Here is a 16,684-nt window from a genome sequence, read left to right as displayed (position 1 = left end):
GAACCGGACGCCACGGTGTTTCTGCTGCACCGAGGCGATCCCTTCGCGGGCAAGCCTCGCTCCTACAGGGGAGCGGGGAGGTGGCTTACTTATCGCGAATCGAGAAATTCGCCATGTGTTCCAGGCCCTTGATCAGCGCCGAGTGGTCCCAGTTGCTGCCGCCGATGGCCGCGCAGGTGCTGAACACTTGTTGGGTGTTGGCGGTGTTCGGCAGGTTGATGCCCAGCTCGCGTGCGCCGGCCAGGGCCAGGTTCAGGTCCTTCTGGTGCAGGCTGATGCGGAAGCCTGGGTCGAAGGTGCCTTTGATCATGCGCTCGCCGTGAACTTCGAGGATCTTCGAGGAGGCGAAACCGCCCATCAGCGCTTCACGGACCTTGGCGGGATCGGCACCGTTTTTCGACGCAAACAGCAGGGCTTCGGCCACGGCCTGAATGTTCAGCGCGACGATGATCTGGTTCGCCACTTTGGCGGTTTGACCGTCGCCGTTGCCACCCACCAGAGTGATGTTCTTGCCCATCGCCTGGAACAGCGGCAGAGCGCGTTCGAAGGCATCGGCATCGCCGCCGACCATGATGCTCAAGGTCGCAGCCTTGGCTCCGACTTCACCGCCGGACACCGGCGCATCAAGGTATTGAGCGCCTTTTTCGTTGATTTTGGCGGCGAAGGCTTTGGTGGCAGTCGGCGAGATCGAGCTCATGTCGATCACGACTTTGCCTTTGCCAACACCGGCCGCAACGCCGTCGGCGCGGAACAGCACGTCGTCGACCTGCGGGGTATCCGGCACCATGACGATGATGAATTCGGCTTCTTGCGCCACTTCTTTCGGGTTCGCCAGGGCGACGGCGCCACCGGCGACCAGGTCGGCTGGGGCAGGGTCGTGGTGCGCCGACAGGAACAGGCTGTGACCGGCTTTCTGCAGGTTCAATGCCATTGGGTGGCCCATGATGCCGGTGCCGATAAATCCGATTTTAGCCATGAGAAATTCCTCTTGTTTTTATAGCTGCCCCCTCATACATGGGGAGCGCTTCAGATAGCGTTATGAGTCTTCAACCAACCCAGACCTGCTTCAGTAGTGGTCAGCGGCTTGTATTCACAGCCAACCCAACCCTGATAACCGATGCGGTCCAGGTGTTCGAACAGGAAGCGGTAGTTGATTTCACCGGTGCCCGGTTCGTTGCGCCCTGGGTTGTCGGCCAACTGGATGTGGTTGATCTCGCCTAGGTGCGCGGCCATGGTGCGGGCGAGGTCGCCCTCCATGATTTGCATGTGATAGATGTCGTATTGCAGGAACAGGTTGGCGCTGCCGACCTGTTCGCGAATCGACAGGGCTTGCGCCGTGTTGTTCAGGTAGAAACCCGGGATGTCGCGGGTGTTGATCGCTTCCATCACCAGTTTGATGCCCGCCGCTTGCAGCTTGTCGGCGGCGTACTTGAGGTTGCTGACGAAGGTTTTTTCCACGGTGGCATCGTCGACGCCTTGTGGACGAATCCCGGCCAGGCAGTTGACTTGGGTATTGCCCAACACTTTTGCGTAAGCAATCGCCAGGTCGACACCGGCGCGGAACTCTTCAACCCGATCCGGCAGGCACGCGATACCGCGTTCACCCTTGGCCCAGTCACCGGCCGGCAGGTTGAACAACACTTGGGTCAGGCCGTTGGCGTCGAGCGTGGCTTTGATGTCGGCGGAGCTGAAGTCGTAAGGGAACAGGTATTCGACACCACTGAAGCCGGCCTTGGCGGCGGCTTCAAAACGGGCAAGAAAATCCTGCTCGGTGAACAGCATGGACAGGTTGGCTGCGAAACGCGGCATGGTGGTCTCCTGTAAAAATAGGTGCCTGTAGCCGCTGCCGAGGTACGAGGCTGCGTTGGGCTGCGAAGCAGCCCCCGACGGCGGTCCTGCGGACACGCAACGCAGCCTCGTGCCTCGGCAGCTGCTACAGGTATCAGGTCATCTTAATCAAGCAACGAAATCGCCGTCGGCGCATCGTTGCCAACCAGCGCCAGGTCTTCGAATTCGTTGACGGCGTTGATCTCGGTGCCCATGGAAATGTTGGTCACGCGCTCCAGAATAATCTCGACGATGACCGGCACCTTGAACTCTTCGATCATTTCCTGGGCCTTGCGCAGGGCAGGCTGGATCTGACCCGGTTCGAACACACGCAGCGCCTTGCAGCCGAGGCCTTCAGCGACCGCGACGTGGTCGACACCGTAACCGTTGAGTTCCGGAGCGTTCAGGTTATCGAAGGCCAGTTGCACGCAGTAGTCCATGTCGAAACCGCGCTGAGCCTGACGAATCAGCCCCAGGTACGAGTTGTTGACCACCACGTGGATGTACGGCAGCTTGAACTGCGCACCCACCGCCAACTCTTCGATCATGAACTGGAAGTCATAGTCGCCCGACAGCGCCACGACCTTGCGGGTCGGATCAGCCTTGACCACGCCCAGCGCTGCCGGAATGGTCCAGCCCAACGGGCCGGCCTGACCGCAGTTGATCCAGTGACGCGGTTTGTAGACGTGCAGGAACTGCGCGCCGGCAATCTGCGACAGACCGATGGTGCTGACGTAGCACGTGTCCTTGCCGAACACCTGGTTCATTTCTTCATACACGCGCTGCGGCTTGACTGGCACGTTGTCGAAGTGAGTCTTGCGCTGCAGGCTGGATTTGCGCTGCTGGCAGTCTTGCAACCAGGCACTGCGGTTTTTCAGCTTGCCGGCGGCTTGCCATTCGCGAGCGACTTCGATGAACACGGTCAGCGCGGCAGCGGCGTCGGAAACGATGCCCAGGTCCGGGGTGAACACGCGGCCGATCTGGGTCGGTTCGATGTCAACGTGAATGAATTTTCGGCCTTCGGTGTAAACGTCGATCGAACCGGTGTGGCGGTTGGCCCAACGGTTACCGACACCCAGCACCACGTCCGACTTCAGCATTGTCGCGTTGCCGTAGCGGTGCGAGGTTTGCAGGCCAACCATGCCGACCATCAACGGGTGATCGTCCGGGATGGTGCCCCAGCCCATCAAGGTCGGAATCACTGGAATGCCAGTCAGCTCGGCGAACTCCACCAGCAACTCGCTGGCGTCGGCATTGATGATCCCGCCACCGGCAACCAGCAATGGACGTTCGGCCTGGTCGAGCATGGCCAGCGCCTTCTCGATTTGCACGCGGTTAGCGGTTGGCTTGGCCAGTGGCAGTGGTTCGTAGGCATCGATGTCGAATTCGATTTCGGCCATCTGCACATCGAACGGCAGGTCGATCAACACAGGGCCTGGACGGCCGGAGCGCATTTCGTAAAAGGCTTTCTGGAACGCATAAGGCACTTGGCCCGGTTCCATGACGGTGGTGGCCCACTTGGTCACTGGCTTGACGATCGCGGTGATGTCGACAGCCTGGAAGTCTTCCTTGTGCATACGGGCGCGGGGTGCTTGCCCGGTGATGCAAAGGATCGGGATCGAGTCGGCCGAGGCGCTGTAGAGCCCGGTGACCATGTCGGTACCGGCAGGGCCGGAAGTGCCGATGCACACGCCGATGTTGCCAGCCTTGGTACGGGTGTAGCCCTCGGCCATGTGCGAGGCGCCTTCAACGTGCCGAGCGAGGACGTGATCGATGCCACCGACCTTCTGCAAGGCGGAGTACAGCGGGTTGATCGCGGCGCCGGGGATGCCAAAAGCGGTATCAACCCCTTCACGGCGCATCACCAGAACGGCGGCTTCGATTGCTCTCATTTTGCTCATGGTTTTGGTGCCTCGTACGTTTTGTAATTGTATACAAGTGGCTTTGCGCAGAGTGTATTCACGGCGGACGGCGCAGGTCAATCCATTTTCTCAAGCGGCCGTTTCATTCGTCGGAAGCCTCATCTGCTGTGGCTTTTCGTCGCATGTGGCGCTTTTCGAGAATTATTGTATACAAAAATATAACTCATTGTGTTCTATTTGTTGCATCGGACTGCTGAACAAAGAGCAGTCCAACCGTTTTCCCTATAACAAAATGAGGACGGCACCATGAGCGCTTTAACCTTGAAAGTTGCAGTCAACCTGATCAGTCAGGCCATCTCCGCGGGGCGTGCAATCTCGGCGGCTCCATTGACCATCGCAGTACTGGATGCCGGTGGGCACTTGGTTAGCCTGCAACGCGAAGATGGCGCCAGCCTGTTGCGCCCGCAGATCGCCATCGGCAAAGCCTGGGGCGCCATCGCCCTGGGCAAAGGCTCACGCCTGCTGGCGCTGGACGCCCAACAACGCCCGGCGTTCATCGCCGCTTTGAATAGTCTGGGACAGGGCAGTGTTGTGCCGGCACCGGGCGGCGTGTTGATTCGGGATCAGGAAGGGAATGTGCTGGGGGCGGTGGGTATCAGCGGTGATCTTTCTGATGTCGATGAGCAATGTGCGATCAGTGCGATCGAGGCGATGGGGTTGCGGGCGGATGCGGGGGTGACTGCTTGATTTTGTAGTGACTGAACCATTGCTATCGCGGGCAAGCCCGCTCCCACAAGGATCATCTGAACGACAGAGACCTACTGTGGGAGCGAGCTTGCTCGCGATGGCCGCGCCACGGTCTAGCGGTCCGGCTCACACCCCTTGAGCACCAACCGGATAATCGTCTGCGCCGCCGCCTCATAATCCGCCTCATCGAGCTTGGCCTTTCCGGTCACTGCGGAAATCTGCCAGTCGAAGTCGGCATAGGTCTGCGTCGCAGCCCAGATGCTGAACATCAGGTGGTTGGGGTCGATGGGGGCGATCTGGCCGCGGTCGATCCAGGTCTGGATGCAGTCGATGTTGTGCTTGGCCTGGCCGTTGAGCCGTTCCACCAGATCGGCGCTCAGGTGCGGGGCGCCGTGCATGATTTCGCTGGCGAACACCTTGGAGGCGAAGGGCCGGTCGCGGGAGATGCGGATCTTCGAGCGGATGTAGCCGCTCAGCACTTCACTGGGTACGCCGTCGGCATTGAACGGTGTCGAGGCCCGCAGGATCGGCTCGATGATGCTTTCCAGGACCTCGCGGTAGAGGTTTTCCTTGGATTTGAAGTAGTAATAGACGTTGGGCTTGGGCAATCCCGCCTTGGCCGCGATGTCACTGGTTTTGGTCGCAGCGAAGCCCTTGTCGGCAAATTCTTCACTGGCGGCACGCAGGATCAGTTCTTTGTTGCGCTCGCGGATAGTGCTCATAAACCAGGGGGTTCCTTGCCTGTTCTGGCGGTTGCGCATGGTAGCACCGGCCTCGCGCGGCGCTCAAGAATGCCCCGTGCGGCGCCCGGCCGCGCTATGCTGCGCGGCATTCATTCAAGAAGGACACCTGATTCATGGCAGGAAGCAGTTTGCTGTTGCTGATCGACGACATTGCCGCCGTACTCGACGATGTGGCGTTGATGACCAAAATGGCCGCCAAAAAGACCGCCGGCGTGCTCGGTGACGATTTGGCGCTCAACGCTCAGCAGGTTTCCGGCGTGCGTGCCGAGCGAGAAATTCCGGTCGTCTGGGCGGTGGCCAAGGGCTCATTCCTCAACAAACTGATCCTGGTGCCGTCAGCTCTGGCCATCAGCGCGTTCATTCCCTGGTTGGTCACACCCTTGTTGATGATCGGCGGCGCCTACCTGTGTTTCGAAGGTTTCGAGAAAATCGCCCACAAATTCCTACACAGCAAAGCTGAAGATCAAGCCGAACATGCCGAGCTGGTCGAGGCCGTGGCCAATCCAGCGGTCGATCTGGTGGCGTTCGAAAAGGACAAGATCAAGGGTGCCATTCGCACCGACTTCATTCTTTCGGCGGAAATCATCGCCATCACTCTGGGTACCGTGGCGGATGCTTCGCTGACCCAACAAGTCATCGTGCTCTCGGGCATCGCCATCGTCATGACTATCGGCGTCTATGGCTTGGTAGCTGGCATCGTCAAACTCGACGACCTCGGTCTGTGGCTGACCCAGAAGCCGGGCCAGATGGCCAAAAGCATCGGCGGCGGGATCTTGCGTGCGGCACCGTACATGATGAAAAGCCTGTCGGTGATCGGCACGGCAGCGATGTTCCTGGTGGGTGGCGGAATTCTTACCCACGGCGTGCCGGTGGTTCATCACTGGATTGAAGCTGTCAGCCTGAGCATGGATGGTTTCGGGCTGGTTATGCCGACGTTGCTCAACGCGGTGGCAGGGATTGTGGCGGGTGCGGTGGTGTTGGCGGGTGTGATGGTTGCCAGCAAAATCTGGAAAACCCTCAGAGGTTGATCGTTCCCACGCTCTGCGTGGGAATGCCTCAATTGGACGCTCTGCGTCCGCTTCCAGATGCGACGCAGAGCGTGGGAACGATCAGGCCATTCGATTCGCATCGAATGGCCTTTTTTGTAGCCGATGAATTACTCGGCGATCTGCAACTTGCGCGACTCGGTGTAGACGTAACGCACTTTCTCGTACTCGAACGGCGAGTTCAGCTGGCCGTAGCGGAAGCCGGTCTGGTAGCGTTTGTCGACGCTGCGCAGGACCCAGACCTCGGGGTGGTTGGAGCTGACTTCGGAGACGTTTAGGAAGTTGATCGCCGACTCGGCCGTGTAGTCCACTGCCAGGCCACCGGTGTCGCGGATGTTCGAAGGGCCAAGGATCGGCAGCACGAAGTAGGCGCCGCCCGGTACACCGTAGAAACCCAGCGTCTGGCCGAAGTCTTCGCTCTGGCGTGGCAGGCCCATGGCGGTGGCCGGGTCCCACAGGCCGGCGATGCCGACGGTGGTGTTGAGCAGCAGCCGTGCGGTGGTTTCCATCGAGCGCTGCCCCTTGAACTGCAGCAGGCTGTTCAACAGGTTCGGTACGTCACCGATGTTGTTGAAGAAGTTGCTGACGCCAGTACGCAGGAAGCTCGGCGTGATGTAGCGATAGCCGTCGACCACTGGCAGGAATACCCATTGGTCGAAGCGGTAGTTGAAGTGGTAGACGCGGCGGTTCCACTCTTCCAGCGGGTCGTAGACGTTCAGTGCGTTAAGCGTCGAGCGTTCGAATTCGCGCTGATCCAGCCCCGGGTTGAATTTGAGTTTGCTCAGCGGCTCCTTGAAGCCGTCACTGTCGATGACAACCGGTGCGTTGGCTTTGCTGTTGTCGGCATTGGCAACGCCTGCACAGAGTAACGCTGCAATAAGCAGGAGGTGTTTAGCCACGGAAGAACTCCAGCATGGCGTCGCTGTTGACGCGGTAATTAAGGTTGCCGCAATGGCCGCCCAGTGGATAAACGGTCAAACGATCGCCAAAGGTCTTGCGCAGGAAACCGAGGTCGCCAGGGCCGAGGATCACGTCGTCGGCGTTGTGCATGACGGCGATTTTCGGGCTGTCGTGCAGGTAATCCTTTAGCGCATACAAACTGACCTGGTCGATCAGTTGCAGCAAGCTGCCGCCGTCTGTGCGGGCGCGCCACATCGGGATGACCTGTTCGGTGATGTAACAGTCGAAGTCGCACTGCAGCGCGCGTTTGAGGAACGGCGCGAGGCTGGTGCCTTCGGTGATCGGGTATTTCGGTGGGGTGATGAGGCCGCGGCGGTTGATCAGGTCCGAGGTGAAGGCAATGTCTGCTGCCGAGAAACGGAATGAGGTGCCGATCAGCATGGCCATCTGTTCATTGCTCAGGTGTTGCTTGGACTGCTGAAAGTCGTAAAGCAATGCATCGTTAAGGTCGATGTAGCCTTTTTGCTGGAAGTAGCGGGTCAGTTTGTCCAGCACCAGTTCATAGAACGTTGTGCTGTTGTTAATGCCCTTGACCTCCGTTTGTACAAGCTTGTCCAGGTTGGTGATCGAGGTGTAGAGATTGACCGGCGGGTTGAGCAGCAAGACTTTCTTGAAGTTGAAGCTGCGGCGGGTTTCGTCCAGGTGTGCGACAAATGCCGCGTCCAGCGCGCCCAGGCTGTAGCCGGTCAGGTAGTAATCAGTGACGGGGACTTTCGGGTTTTGTGCCCGCACAGCCTGCATCACCCGGTACATGTCTTCGGCGTCTTCCTTGGTGATGCCGGGTGTAGCAAAACGTGAGGCGGCGCTCATGAAGTCGAAGCTGGTGGGCGACGACAGTTGCACCACATGGTAGCCGGTCTTGTAGTAGAGCTTTTTCAGGTACTCGTTGTGGCTGCTGTCATAGCGCGCGCCGGTGCCGGCGATCAGGAAAATCAGCGGTGCGGCTTTGTCCTGGGTGGCGATGCGATAGGTGAGTTTCTTCACCGGCCAGAAGTTGTCCGGCAGGTCGAATTCACGCTCCGGGCGCAACCTGACGCTGCGGTCGGCCTGATTGATGTCGTCATCCAGCGGCAACTCCGGGCGCAAGTCCGGCGGTGTCGTGGCAATGGTCGCCTCGAACGGGTTCGTCAAGGGGTAGCCATAACTGGCGGCGTCGATGTCGACCGCCAGTACGGACGCACTCAAAATAAGGCCGCCAAACAGGGCGGCGAAGCGCAAGGAACGGAGCATGACTAGATCTCTTAGAGAAAGGTGCCGAATGAAGTTCGCAGGCTATGACCACGGGGTTTGCGCCAAAGTGCCATGGATCGGCACCAATCAGGCCTAATTTCGGAGTAATGGTAGCTGGACGATACACTTTGCAGCTATTTCGTGACCAATTATCTGTTGCGCGCGTTTGCTTACCGCTGGCGGGGGATTAAGCTGGCCGCCGTTTTCGTTTATTGGAGTGCTTCATGTCCCGCCGTCTGCCTGTGATTCTGCTGCTCGTTCTCCTGCCGTTATGGCTGGCCGCCAGTTATGGCGCGCGTTATGGCTTTATGGAGGATGCTCAATGGGTTGGCATCTGTGTGGACGAAGCGAGTCGCTGGGAATGCCAGATTCGTTCGAGCCTGGGGTTGATGATTCACTTCAAGGTCTTGGGCTTCGCGGCATTGGCGGCAGCCGTTATCGGGTTTGTGCTACCGGGCCGGGCAGGGTGGTGGTTGGCCGTGCTGGCGCTGTTGATCGGGTTTCCGGCGTTGGCGTTGTACAACACGACTTTGGCGGTGTTTGCGGTGGTGATTGCTGCTTTGCGTCTGGTTCGCGCCTCTCGCAGCGCCTGACAGTCAGTCTTCGCGGGCAAGCCTCGCTCCTACAATGGATCCCCCAAACCTTGTAGGAGCGAGGCTTGCCCGCGAAGAGGCCAGTCGCCTCGCTGAAGATTAGCCTTTACGAACCCGCAAACTGCGCCACAACGCTGCAACCATCAGCCCACTCACCAGCGCCCAACCCCAGGCCTGCTGGTTCTGCAACCCTTCTTGATACAGCTGCGGCGCAATGCCAGCACCGATGATGAAGGTCAGCAGGGCAATCTCCCGACGCGGCACGCTTACTGGGCGGCACAGATAAACCAGGGCCGGCAACAGGAAAGCGACACTCGCAAAGCTGCGATAGCGCGGGTCGAACACCAGTTCCAGCATCATCACCGCAGCGGCAAACCCCGCCGCTGCCACCCACCAGCCAGCCCGACGTTCCAGCGCATTAAATGCACGTTCACGCCAACCGGTGCGAGCGCTCAACGTCAGTGCCGCATGCGCCAGCACCAACAGATTCAAACCCGTCAGCAGCGCCACCCACAACCATTCACTGGCAAAACGGGTGGTGACACGCGCCAGATCGCCCCAGGCGCCAATCGAGCAAGCCGCCAGGGCACCCAGCAGCGGCAGGACCAACGCTGCGCGAGTGCTGCGAACACGCCCGCCGAGGATCAGTGTGCCGAGGAAGATCAAACCACCCACCACCAGCCACTGCGACCAGTACGGCACGTTCGACACCGGACCTGCCAGCACGCCCTTGTCCTGACGATCGGCGTCGAATAGCCCCCAGTAACCACCGACCGCACCTTCGCTGGCGCGTTTCCACGGCTGGTCAAAAGCTTCGATCAGGTTGTAATGCCAGCCTTGCTGCTCCGCCATGATGACAAAAGAGCGAATGAACTTGGCTTCATTGACCCGGCTCGGCAGAGCGGTTTCGCGCTGACGGCCTTCGCTCGGCCAACCGGTTTCGCCAATCATCACGTCCTTGGGCGCGAATGTGTTACCGAACACCTGACGCACCTCGGCTACATGTTGCAGCGCGGCGTCGATATTCGAAGGATCGTCTTCCCAGTACGGCAGCAAATGGATGGTCAGGAAGTCCACTGCCGGGGCGACTTCCGGGTGTTTGAGCCAGAACTCCCAGACGTCGGCGTAAGTGACAGGCTGTTTGACCTGACTTTTGACTTTATGAATAAGCTTGGCCAACTGCGCGCCAGTGACTTCTTTGCGCAACAGGGTTTCGTTACCGACGATCACCGAGGTCACCACGTCCGCGTTCGCATTGGCTGAGGCGATCAGCAGGTCGACTTCCTTGGCGGTGTCTACCGGATTGCTGTTGACCCAGGCGCCAATCATCAGCTTCAGCCCGTGCTTGCGCGCCAGGTCGGGCAGGGCCTCAAGGCCGGTCATTGAATAGGTGCGGATGCATTCGAAGCGCGTCGCCAGCAGCGCGAGGTCGGCGTCCATGCGTTCGGGGCGCAGCTTGAACGGCTGATCGAACGGCGATTGATCCTTGTCGAACGGGGTGTAGGAGGCGCATTGCAGCTTGTGCGTCGCACTGGCCACATCCGGCAGCATCACCGGTTTACCGAGGCCGTACCAGAAGCCACCGAGGGCAAAAAGCCCCAGCAGGCAGGCGAATAGATAAGCAAAAAAAGGAAAACGTGATGTCGCGGGCATGGTCAGGCCGTCTGAGAGCAAAGCCGCGCATGTTACCTTCATTTGCCGCGTGCTTGGTGGCCTGCATAATTTTGATATGCAAAGTTCGAGCGGATTGGCCGGCGGACGTCCGGTGGTCTAGATTAATGGCGTTCTGATGTCGTTTCTCGATGCCTTGAGGTCGCTGGCAGAGAAGGTCGCCTTTGGCGTGAGGTTGATGATCGACGCATCAGTGCTCTCATAGATAAATCGCGCTGATGTTCGGACGAGTTTGCGGTGGGCGTGATGGGGGCGCTGTGCACCATAACAATACGTTGACGCGACTCGGCATCCGTCGAGCGCAGCACTTTCGGGGAAGTAACGATGAAGATGCGACGACTTTTAGGCGCGAGTGCCGCTCTGGTACTTGCGATTGGCTCCACATTCGCCAATGCCGAGAGCAAAACCCTGAGCATCGGCTACGTTGACGGTTGGTCCGACAGCGTTGCCACCACTCATGTGGCGGCCGAAGTGATCAAGCAGAAGCTGGGTTATGACGTGAAGCTGCAAGCCGTCGCCACCGGGATCATGTGGCAGGGTGTGGCCACTGGCAAGCTCGACGCCATGATGTCTGCGTGGCTGCCTGTAACTCACGGCGATTACTGGACCAAGAACAAGGATCAGGTCGTCGATTACGGTCCGAACTTCAAAGACGCGAAAATTGGTCTGATCGTGCCGGAGTACGTCAAGGCCAAATCCATTGACGATCTTAAAACCGACGACAGCTTCAAAAAACGCATCGTTGGTATCGACGCCGGTTCAGGCGTGATGCTCAAGTCCGAACAGGCCATCAAGGACTACGATCTGACCGGGTATCAACTCAAGGCCAGTTCCGGCGCCGGGATGATCGCCGAGCTGACCCGTGCCGAGAAGAAAAACGAATCCATCGCCGTCACCGGTTGGGTGCCGCACTGGATGTTCGCCAAGTGGAAACTGCGCTTCCTGGATGACCCGAAGGGCGTTTTTGGCGCGGCTGAAACCGTGAACAACATCGGCAGCAAAGACCTGGCCACCAAGGCTCCGGAAGTTGCCAAGTTCCTGAAGAACTTCCAGTGGGCGTCGAAAGACGAAATCGGCGAAGTCATGTTGGCCATTCAGGATGGTGCCAAACCTGAAGCCGCAGCGAAGGATTGGGTGGCCAAACACCCGGAACGCGTTGCCGACTGGATCAAATGATTTGAGCTGACGCGTCTAGTCAGCACCTTCCAGGGCCGCTTGGTATCACTGCCAAGCGGCCTTTTTGCATTCCCGCATTCTTGTAGAGAGAAGACGGGTGCAAAGCAGGCTAATTGTTAATTGCTGAAAAATGGCAAAACCGTCATGTCGTTCTAATACTAAGGTCGTCTGGAACCAGTTCTGTAGCCGCATAGAGTGGATGACGTTACAACTTCATCTGTGCTGCGAGGATAAAAACAATGAACGACAGCATTTACCTCTCGATTCAAAACAGCCCGCTCTTCAAGGAGCTGGTTAGCAAGAGAGAACGATTCGCCTGGATTCTTTCGGCAATCATGCTTGGGCTTTACTCTGGATTCATCCTTTTGATCGCTTACGGGCCGCATATTCTGGGCGCGAAAATCAGCCCTGAGTCTTCGATTACCTGGGGGATACCCATTGGTGTCGGGCTGATTCTCTCGGCCTTTATCCTGACGGCAATCTACGTACGACGCGCCAATGGCGAATTCGACGACCTGAACAATGCGATTCTCAAGGAGGCTCAGCAATGATCCGGCGTCTAATGGCTCTATTGAGCATCGCAGCTTTCGCGCCTGGTGCCTGGGCCGCTGAAGCTCTGACTGGCGAAGTCAATAAACAACCGCTTAATGTCTCCGCGATTCTTATGTTCGTGGCGTTCGTCGGTTTGACCCTGTGCATCACCTACTGGGCCTCCAAGCGCAACAATTCGGCGGCGGACTACTATGCGGCGGGTGGCAAGATCACCGGTTTCCAGAACGGTTTGGCAATTGCCGGCGACTATATGTCCGCGGCGTCCTTCCTGGGTATTTCCGCCCTGGTGTTCACCTCCGGCTACGACGGCCTGATCTACTCGATCGGCTTCCTGGTGGGCTGGCCGATCATTCTGTTCCTGATCGCCGAGCGCCTGCGTAACCTGGGTAAATACACCTTTGCCGACGTGGCGTCCTATCGTCTCGGGCAAACCCAGATCCGCACGCTGTCCGCTTGCGGTTCGCTGGTGGTGGTGGCGTTCTACCTGATCGCGCAAATGGTCGGTGCCGGCAAGCTGATTCAGCTGCTGTTCGGTCTCGACTATCACATTGCAGTCATCCTGGTCGGTGTCCTGATGTGCCTGTACGTGCTGTTCGGCGGCATGTTGGCGACCACTTGGGTGCAAATCATCAAGGCAGTGTTGCTGCTGTCTGGTGCCTCGTTCATGGCGCTGATGGTAATGAAGCACGTCAACTTCGACTTCAATGCGCTGTTTTCCGAGGCGATCAAGGTTCACCCTAAAGGTGAGGCGATCATGAGCCCGGGCGGTCTGGTGAAAGACCCGATCTCCGCGTTTTCCCTTGGCCTGGCGCTGATGTTCGGTACCGCGGGCCTGCCGCACATTCTGATGCGCTTCTTCACTGTGAGTGACGCAAAAGAAGCTCGTAAGAGCGTGCTGTATGCAACCGGCTTCATTGGCTACTTCTACATCCTGACGTTCATCATCGGCTTCGGCGCGATCCTGCTGGTCAGCACCAACCCTGCCTTTAAAGATGCGGCTGGCGCGCTGTTGGGCGGCAACAACATGGCGGCGGTGCACTTGGCCAACGCGGTAGGAGGCAGTGTTTTCCTGGGCTTCATCTCGGCAGTCGCGTTCGCAACCATTCTGGCTGTGGTGGCTGGTTTGACGCTGGCCGGTGCTACGGCGGTGTCTCATGACCTTTACGCCAGCGTGATCAAGAAGGGCAAGGCCAACGACAAGGACGAGATCCGCGTCTCGAAAATCACCACCGTCTGCCTGGGTGTGCTGGCGATCGGTCTGGGCATTCTGTTCGAAAGCCAAAACATTGCGTTCATGGTGGGCCTGGCGTTCTCCATCGCGGCGAGCTGTAACTTCCCGGTGCTGCTGCTTTCCATGTACTGGAAGAAGCTGACCACGCGTGGTGCGATGATCGGCGGCTGGCTGGGTCTGATCAGTGCCGTTGGTTTGATGGTCCTTGGGCCAACCATCTGGGTGCAGATCCTGCATCACGAGAAGGCTATCTTCCCGTATGAGTACCCGGCGTTGTTCTCCATGGCCATTGCGTTTATCGGGATCTGGTTCTTCTCGATTACTGACAAGTCGACTGCGGCTGACAATGAGCGGGCGCTGTTCTTCCCTCAGTTTGTTCGTTCGCAGACTGGCTTGGGGGCGAGTGGGGCGGTTGCTCACTAAGGCTTCAGGTTTGCTCATGTAAGCTGCGTTAAACAGAAATGCCCCGGTCGAGAGATCGGGGCATTTTTTGTTGGGTGGTTTGATTGTGTACATATCCGTTACCGCAGCAACGGATATGTACACGACCAAAGACCCAGCCGGCCTTCAGGCCGCTGAACCAGCACAAACAAAAACGGCCTCTATCTACATAGAGGCCGTTCCCGGTGCAACTTTAAACGTTATCGCAAGACAGGTCTTATTTGCGATCTTCCAGCTTGGTGATGTCACGCGACTCGTAGCCGGTATACAGCTGGCGCGGACGGCCAATCTTGTACGGGCTGGAGAGCATTTCTTTCCAGTGGGAAATCCAGCCGACAGTCCGCGCCAGGGCGAAGATCACGGTGAACATGCTGGTTGGAATGCCGATCGCCTTGAGGATGATCCCCGAGTAGAAGTCGACGTTCGGGTACAGCGAGCGTTCGATGAAGTACGGGTCGGTCAGGGCGATCTCTTCCAGGCGCATGGCCAGTTCGAGTTGCGGATCGTTGGTGATGCCCAGTTCTTTCAGTACTTCGTCGCAGGTCTGCTTCATGACTGTGGCGCGTGGGTCGCGGTTTTTGTAAACCCGGTGACCGAAGCCCATCAGTTTGAACGGATCGTTCTTGTCCTTGGCCTTGGCGATGTACTTGTCGATGTTCGACACATCGCCAATTTCATCGAGCATGGTCAGAACAGCTTCGTTCGCGCCGCCGTGGGCAGGGCCCCACAGTGCAGCGATGCCGGCGGCGATACAGGCGAACGGGTTGGCACCCGAAGAACCGGCCAGGCGTACGGTGGAGGTCGATGCGTTCTGCTCGTGGTCGGCATGGAGGATGAAGATCTTGTCCATGGCCTTGGCGAGTACCGGGCTGATCGGTTTGATCTCGCACGGGGTGTTGAACATCATGTGCAGGAAGTTTTCCGCGTACGTCAGGTCGTTGCGCGGGTACATCATGGGCTGGCCCATGGAGTACTTGTAAACCATCGCTGCCAGGGTTGGCATCTTGGCAACCAGACGGATCGCGGAGATTTCGCGATGCTGCGGGTTATTGATGTCCAGGGAGTCGTGGTAGAAGGCCGAGAGGGCGCCGACTACACCGCACATGACGGCCATCGGGTGGGCGTCGCGACGGAAACCGTTGAAGAAGGTTTTCAGCTGCTCGTGAACCATGGTGTGGTTCTTCACGGTGCTGACGAACTGGGCCTTCTGTTCTGCGGTCGGCAGTTCGCCGTTGAGCAGCAGATAGCAGGTTTCCAGGTAGTCCGACTTTTCAGCCAGCTGTTCGATCGGGTAGCCGCGGTGCAGCAAAATGCCGTTGTCGCCGTCGATATAGGTGATCTTCGACTCGCAGGCAGCGGTCGACATGAAGCCAGGGTCAAAGGTGAAACGGCCCGTGGCCGTAAGGCCCCGAACATCGATAACATCGGGACCAACGGTGCCGGTTAAAATGGGCAGCTCGACGGGGGCTGCGCCCTCGATGATCAACTGCGCTTTTTTGTCAGCCATGTGGCCTCCTATTTATGCTTGAAATCATCAGACAGACCCCCCACGCAGGGCCCGCACCACTATAGTGAGATAAATTCGAATGTCAATTTGCCTAAAGTCTTGCTCCAGAAGGCTTTAACCGGACTTTTTCCTCGAAATTGACTGCCGTTTACGCCTTTTATCCAACTTGTGCAATGCGCTATTAGGGGAAGGTGAACGCGTTGTCATTAGTAGCCTAACTGTCTATACTCGGCCTCCGACCGCCAGGGGCTTTTGGGCCTGCTTTACTGGGGGTCGCACTCCCTGGGTGGTGGGTACCTGACCAGTGCACTCCCCAACAACTTTGCCCTGATTGTTAGGGGCTCTTCAGTGTGAAAAAGCCGTGAATAGCCAACGACCTGTAAACCTAGACCTAAGGACCATCAAACTCCCAGTCACTGCTTACACGTCCATTCTTCACCGAATCTCCGGAATCATCCTCTTTGTCAGCCTGGCCATCATGCTTTATGCATTGGACAAGTCGCTCGACTCGGAAGAAGGCTTCGGTCAGGTGAAAGCGTGTCTGACCAGTCCGCTAGCCAAGCTAGTGACATGGGGCATCCTGTCCGCTCTGCTGTATCACCTGGTTGCCGGTGTGCGCCACTTGATGATGGACATGGGCATTGGCGAGTCGCTTGAAGGCGGCAAACTGGGCTCGAAAATCGTTATCGCCATTTCCGTGGTGGTAATCGTTCTGGCAGGAGTTTGGATATGGTAACTAACGTCACGAACCTGTCGCGTTCGGGCCTCTATGACTGGATGGCACAACGTGTGTCTGCGGTCGTTCTCGCGGCTTACTTCATTTTCCTGATCGGATACGTCGTCGCCAACCCTGGCATCGGCTACGCCCAATGGCATGAACTGTTCGCAAGCAACTGGATGCGTATTTTCAGTCTCCTGGCCCTCGTTGCCCTCGGCGCTCACGCCTGGGTCGGCATGTGGACCATCGCGACCGACTACCTGACGCCAATGGCGTTCGGCAAGTCCGCGACTGCAATACGTTTCCTCTTCCAGGCAGTATGCGGCGTCGCGATGTTCGCCTACTTCGTCTGGGGTGTGCAGATTCTTTGGGGTATCTGA

Annotated in this window: 16 protein-coding genes; 8 read left to right on the top strand and 8 right to left on the bottom strand. The window is 58.2% G+C overall.

Annotation, left to right across the window (positions count from 1 at the left end; translation table 11 throughout):
- Positions 1-85 precede the first annotated feature (85 nt).
- The 3 genes from ACYZT3_RS20130 to gcl all read right to left on the bottom strand — a co-directional run bounded on the left by ACYZT3_RS20130 (position 86) and on the right by gcl (position 3,728).
- Complete coding sequence (locus tag ACYZT3_RS20130; protein ID WP_462030560.1) at positions 86-976, bottom strand: 2-hydroxy-3-oxopropionate reductase; 891 nt, start codon at positions 974-976, stop codon at positions 86-88.
- Between the two features lie 50 nt (positions 977-1,026).
- The gene (hyi, locus tag ACYZT3_RS20125) at positions 1,027-1,809 is read right to left on the bottom strand and encodes a hydroxypyruvate isomerase (protein ID WP_462030559.1); all 783 of its coding nucleotides are present in this window, start codon (positions 1,807-1,809) and stop codon (positions 1,027-1,029) included.
- 143 nt (positions 1,810-1,952) lie between these two features.
- Positions 1,953-3,728: a glyoxylate carboligase gene (gcl, locus tag ACYZT3_RS20120; RefSeq protein WP_282377537.1), complete on the bottom strand. Its 1,776-nt coding sequence runs from the start codon at positions 3,726-3,728 to the stop codon at positions 1,953-1,955.
- A gap of 267 nt (positions 3,729-3,995) precedes the next feature.
- Between gcl and ACYZT3_RS20115 the strand changes: the two genes are divergently transcribed.
- The gene (locus ACYZT3_RS20115; RefSeq protein ID WP_282377538.1) at positions 3,996-4,436 is read left to right on the top strand and encodes a GlcG/HbpS family heme-binding protein; all 441 of its coding nucleotides are present in this window, start codon (positions 3,996-3,998) and stop codon (positions 4,434-4,436) included.
- Between the two features lie 113 nt (positions 4,437-4,549).
- Here ACYZT3_RS20115 and ACYZT3_RS20110 read toward each other — a convergent pair whose 3' ends face one another.
- Entirely contained in the window at positions 4,550-5,158 is a 609-nt protein-coding gene (locus ACYZT3_RS20110; protein WP_282377539.1) for a TetR/AcrR family transcriptional regulator, read from the bottom strand.
- A gap of 134 nt (positions 5,159-5,292) precedes the next feature.
- On the opposite strand from ACYZT3_RS20110, the gene ACYZT3_RS20105 reads away from it, so the two are divergent.
- Positions 5,293-6,207, top strand: a complete 915-nt coding sequence (locus tag ACYZT3_RS20105) for a DUF808 domain-containing protein (RefSeq protein WP_462030558.1) — start codon at positions 5,293-5,295, stop codon at positions 6,205-6,207.
- A 128-nt stretch (positions 6,208-6,335) separates the two neighbouring features.
- On the opposite strand, the gene ACYZT3_RS20100 is transcribed toward ACYZT3_RS20105, so the two are convergent.
- Positions 6,336-7,124 (bottom strand): MlaA family lipoprotein, encoded by a 789-nt coding sequence (locus tag ACYZT3_RS20100; RefSeq protein WP_282377541.1) that lies wholly within the window; start codon positions 7,122-7,124, stop codon positions 6,336-6,338.
- Complete coding sequence (locus ACYZT3_RS20095; protein ID WP_462030557.1) at positions 7,117-8,415, bottom strand: serine/threonine protein kinase; 1,299 nt, start codon at positions 8,413-8,415, stop codon at positions 7,117-7,119. Before ACYZT3_RS20095 ends, ACYZT3_RS20100 begins: the two co-directional genes overlap by 8 nt.
- Positions 8,416-8,639: 224 nt before the next feature.
- On the opposite strand from ACYZT3_RS20095, the gene ACYZT3_RS20090 reads away from it, so the two are divergent.
- The gene (locus tag ACYZT3_RS20090; RefSeq protein WP_282377543.1) at positions 8,640-9,008 is read left to right on the top strand and encodes a hypothetical protein; all 369 of its coding nucleotides are present in this window, start codon (positions 8,640-8,642) and stop codon (positions 9,006-9,008) included.
- 99 nt (positions 9,009-9,107) lie between these two features.
- Here ACYZT3_RS20090 and ACYZT3_RS20085 read toward each other — a convergent pair whose 3' ends face one another.
- On the bottom strand, positions 9,108-10,703 hold the full coding sequence (locus tag ACYZT3_RS20085) for a glycoside hydrolase family 17 protein (RefSeq protein WP_462030556.1): 1,596 nt from the start codon (positions 10,701-10,703) through the stop codon (positions 9,108-9,110).
- A 300-nt stretch (positions 10,704-11,003) separates the two neighbouring features.
- On the opposite strand from ACYZT3_RS20085, the gene ACYZT3_RS20080 reads away from it, so the two are divergent.
- The 3 genes from ACYZT3_RS20080 (at position 11,004) to ACYZT3_RS20070 (ending at position 14,061) form a co-directional block, all read left to right on the top strand.
- Positions 11,004-11,855, top strand: coding sequence for a glycine betaine ABC transporter substrate-binding protein (locus ACYZT3_RS20080; RefSeq protein WP_282377545.1), 852 nt, complete (start codon positions 11,004-11,006; stop codon positions 11,853-11,855).
- A 239-nt stretch (positions 11,856-12,094) separates the two neighbouring features.
- Positions 12,095-12,406, top strand: a complete 312-nt coding sequence (locus ACYZT3_RS20075) for a DUF485 domain-containing protein (RefSeq protein ID WP_129442278.1) — start codon at positions 12,095-12,097, stop codon at positions 12,404-12,406.
- Complete coding sequence (locus ACYZT3_RS20070; RefSeq protein WP_282377546.1) at positions 12,403-14,061, top strand: cation acetate symporter; 1,659 nt, start codon at positions 12,403-12,405, stop codon at positions 14,059-14,061. Before ACYZT3_RS20075 ends, ACYZT3_RS20070 begins: the two co-directional genes overlap by 4 nt.
- A gap of 235 nt (positions 14,062-14,296) precedes the next feature.
- On the opposite strand, the gene gltA is transcribed toward ACYZT3_RS20070, so the two are convergent.
- On the bottom strand, positions 14,297-15,586 hold the full coding sequence (gltA, locus tag ACYZT3_RS20065) for a citrate synthase (protein WP_282377548.1): 1,290 nt from the start codon (positions 15,584-15,586) through the stop codon (positions 14,297-14,299).
- A 361-nt stretch (positions 15,587-15,947) separates the two neighbouring features.
- On the opposite strand from gltA, the gene sdhC reads away from it, so the two are divergent.
- Positions 15,948-16,322, top strand: coding sequence for a succinate dehydrogenase, cytochrome b556 subunit (gene sdhC / locus ACYZT3_RS20060; RefSeq protein WP_282377550.1), 375 nt, complete (start codon positions 15,948-15,950; stop codon positions 16,320-16,322).
- Entirely contained in the window at positions 16,316-16,684 is a 369-nt protein-coding gene (gene sdhD, locus ACYZT3_RS20055; RefSeq protein WP_007945134.1) for a succinate dehydrogenase, hydrophobic membrane anchor protein, read from the top strand. The genes sdhC and sdhD overlap by 7 nt, the downstream gene beginning before the upstream one ends.

This window comes from Pseudomonas sp. MDT1-16, assembly GCF_054898115.1.
The sequence above is the reverse complement of the archived record's forward strand: the minus strand, read 5'-3'. Positions and strand labels throughout refer to the sequence as shown.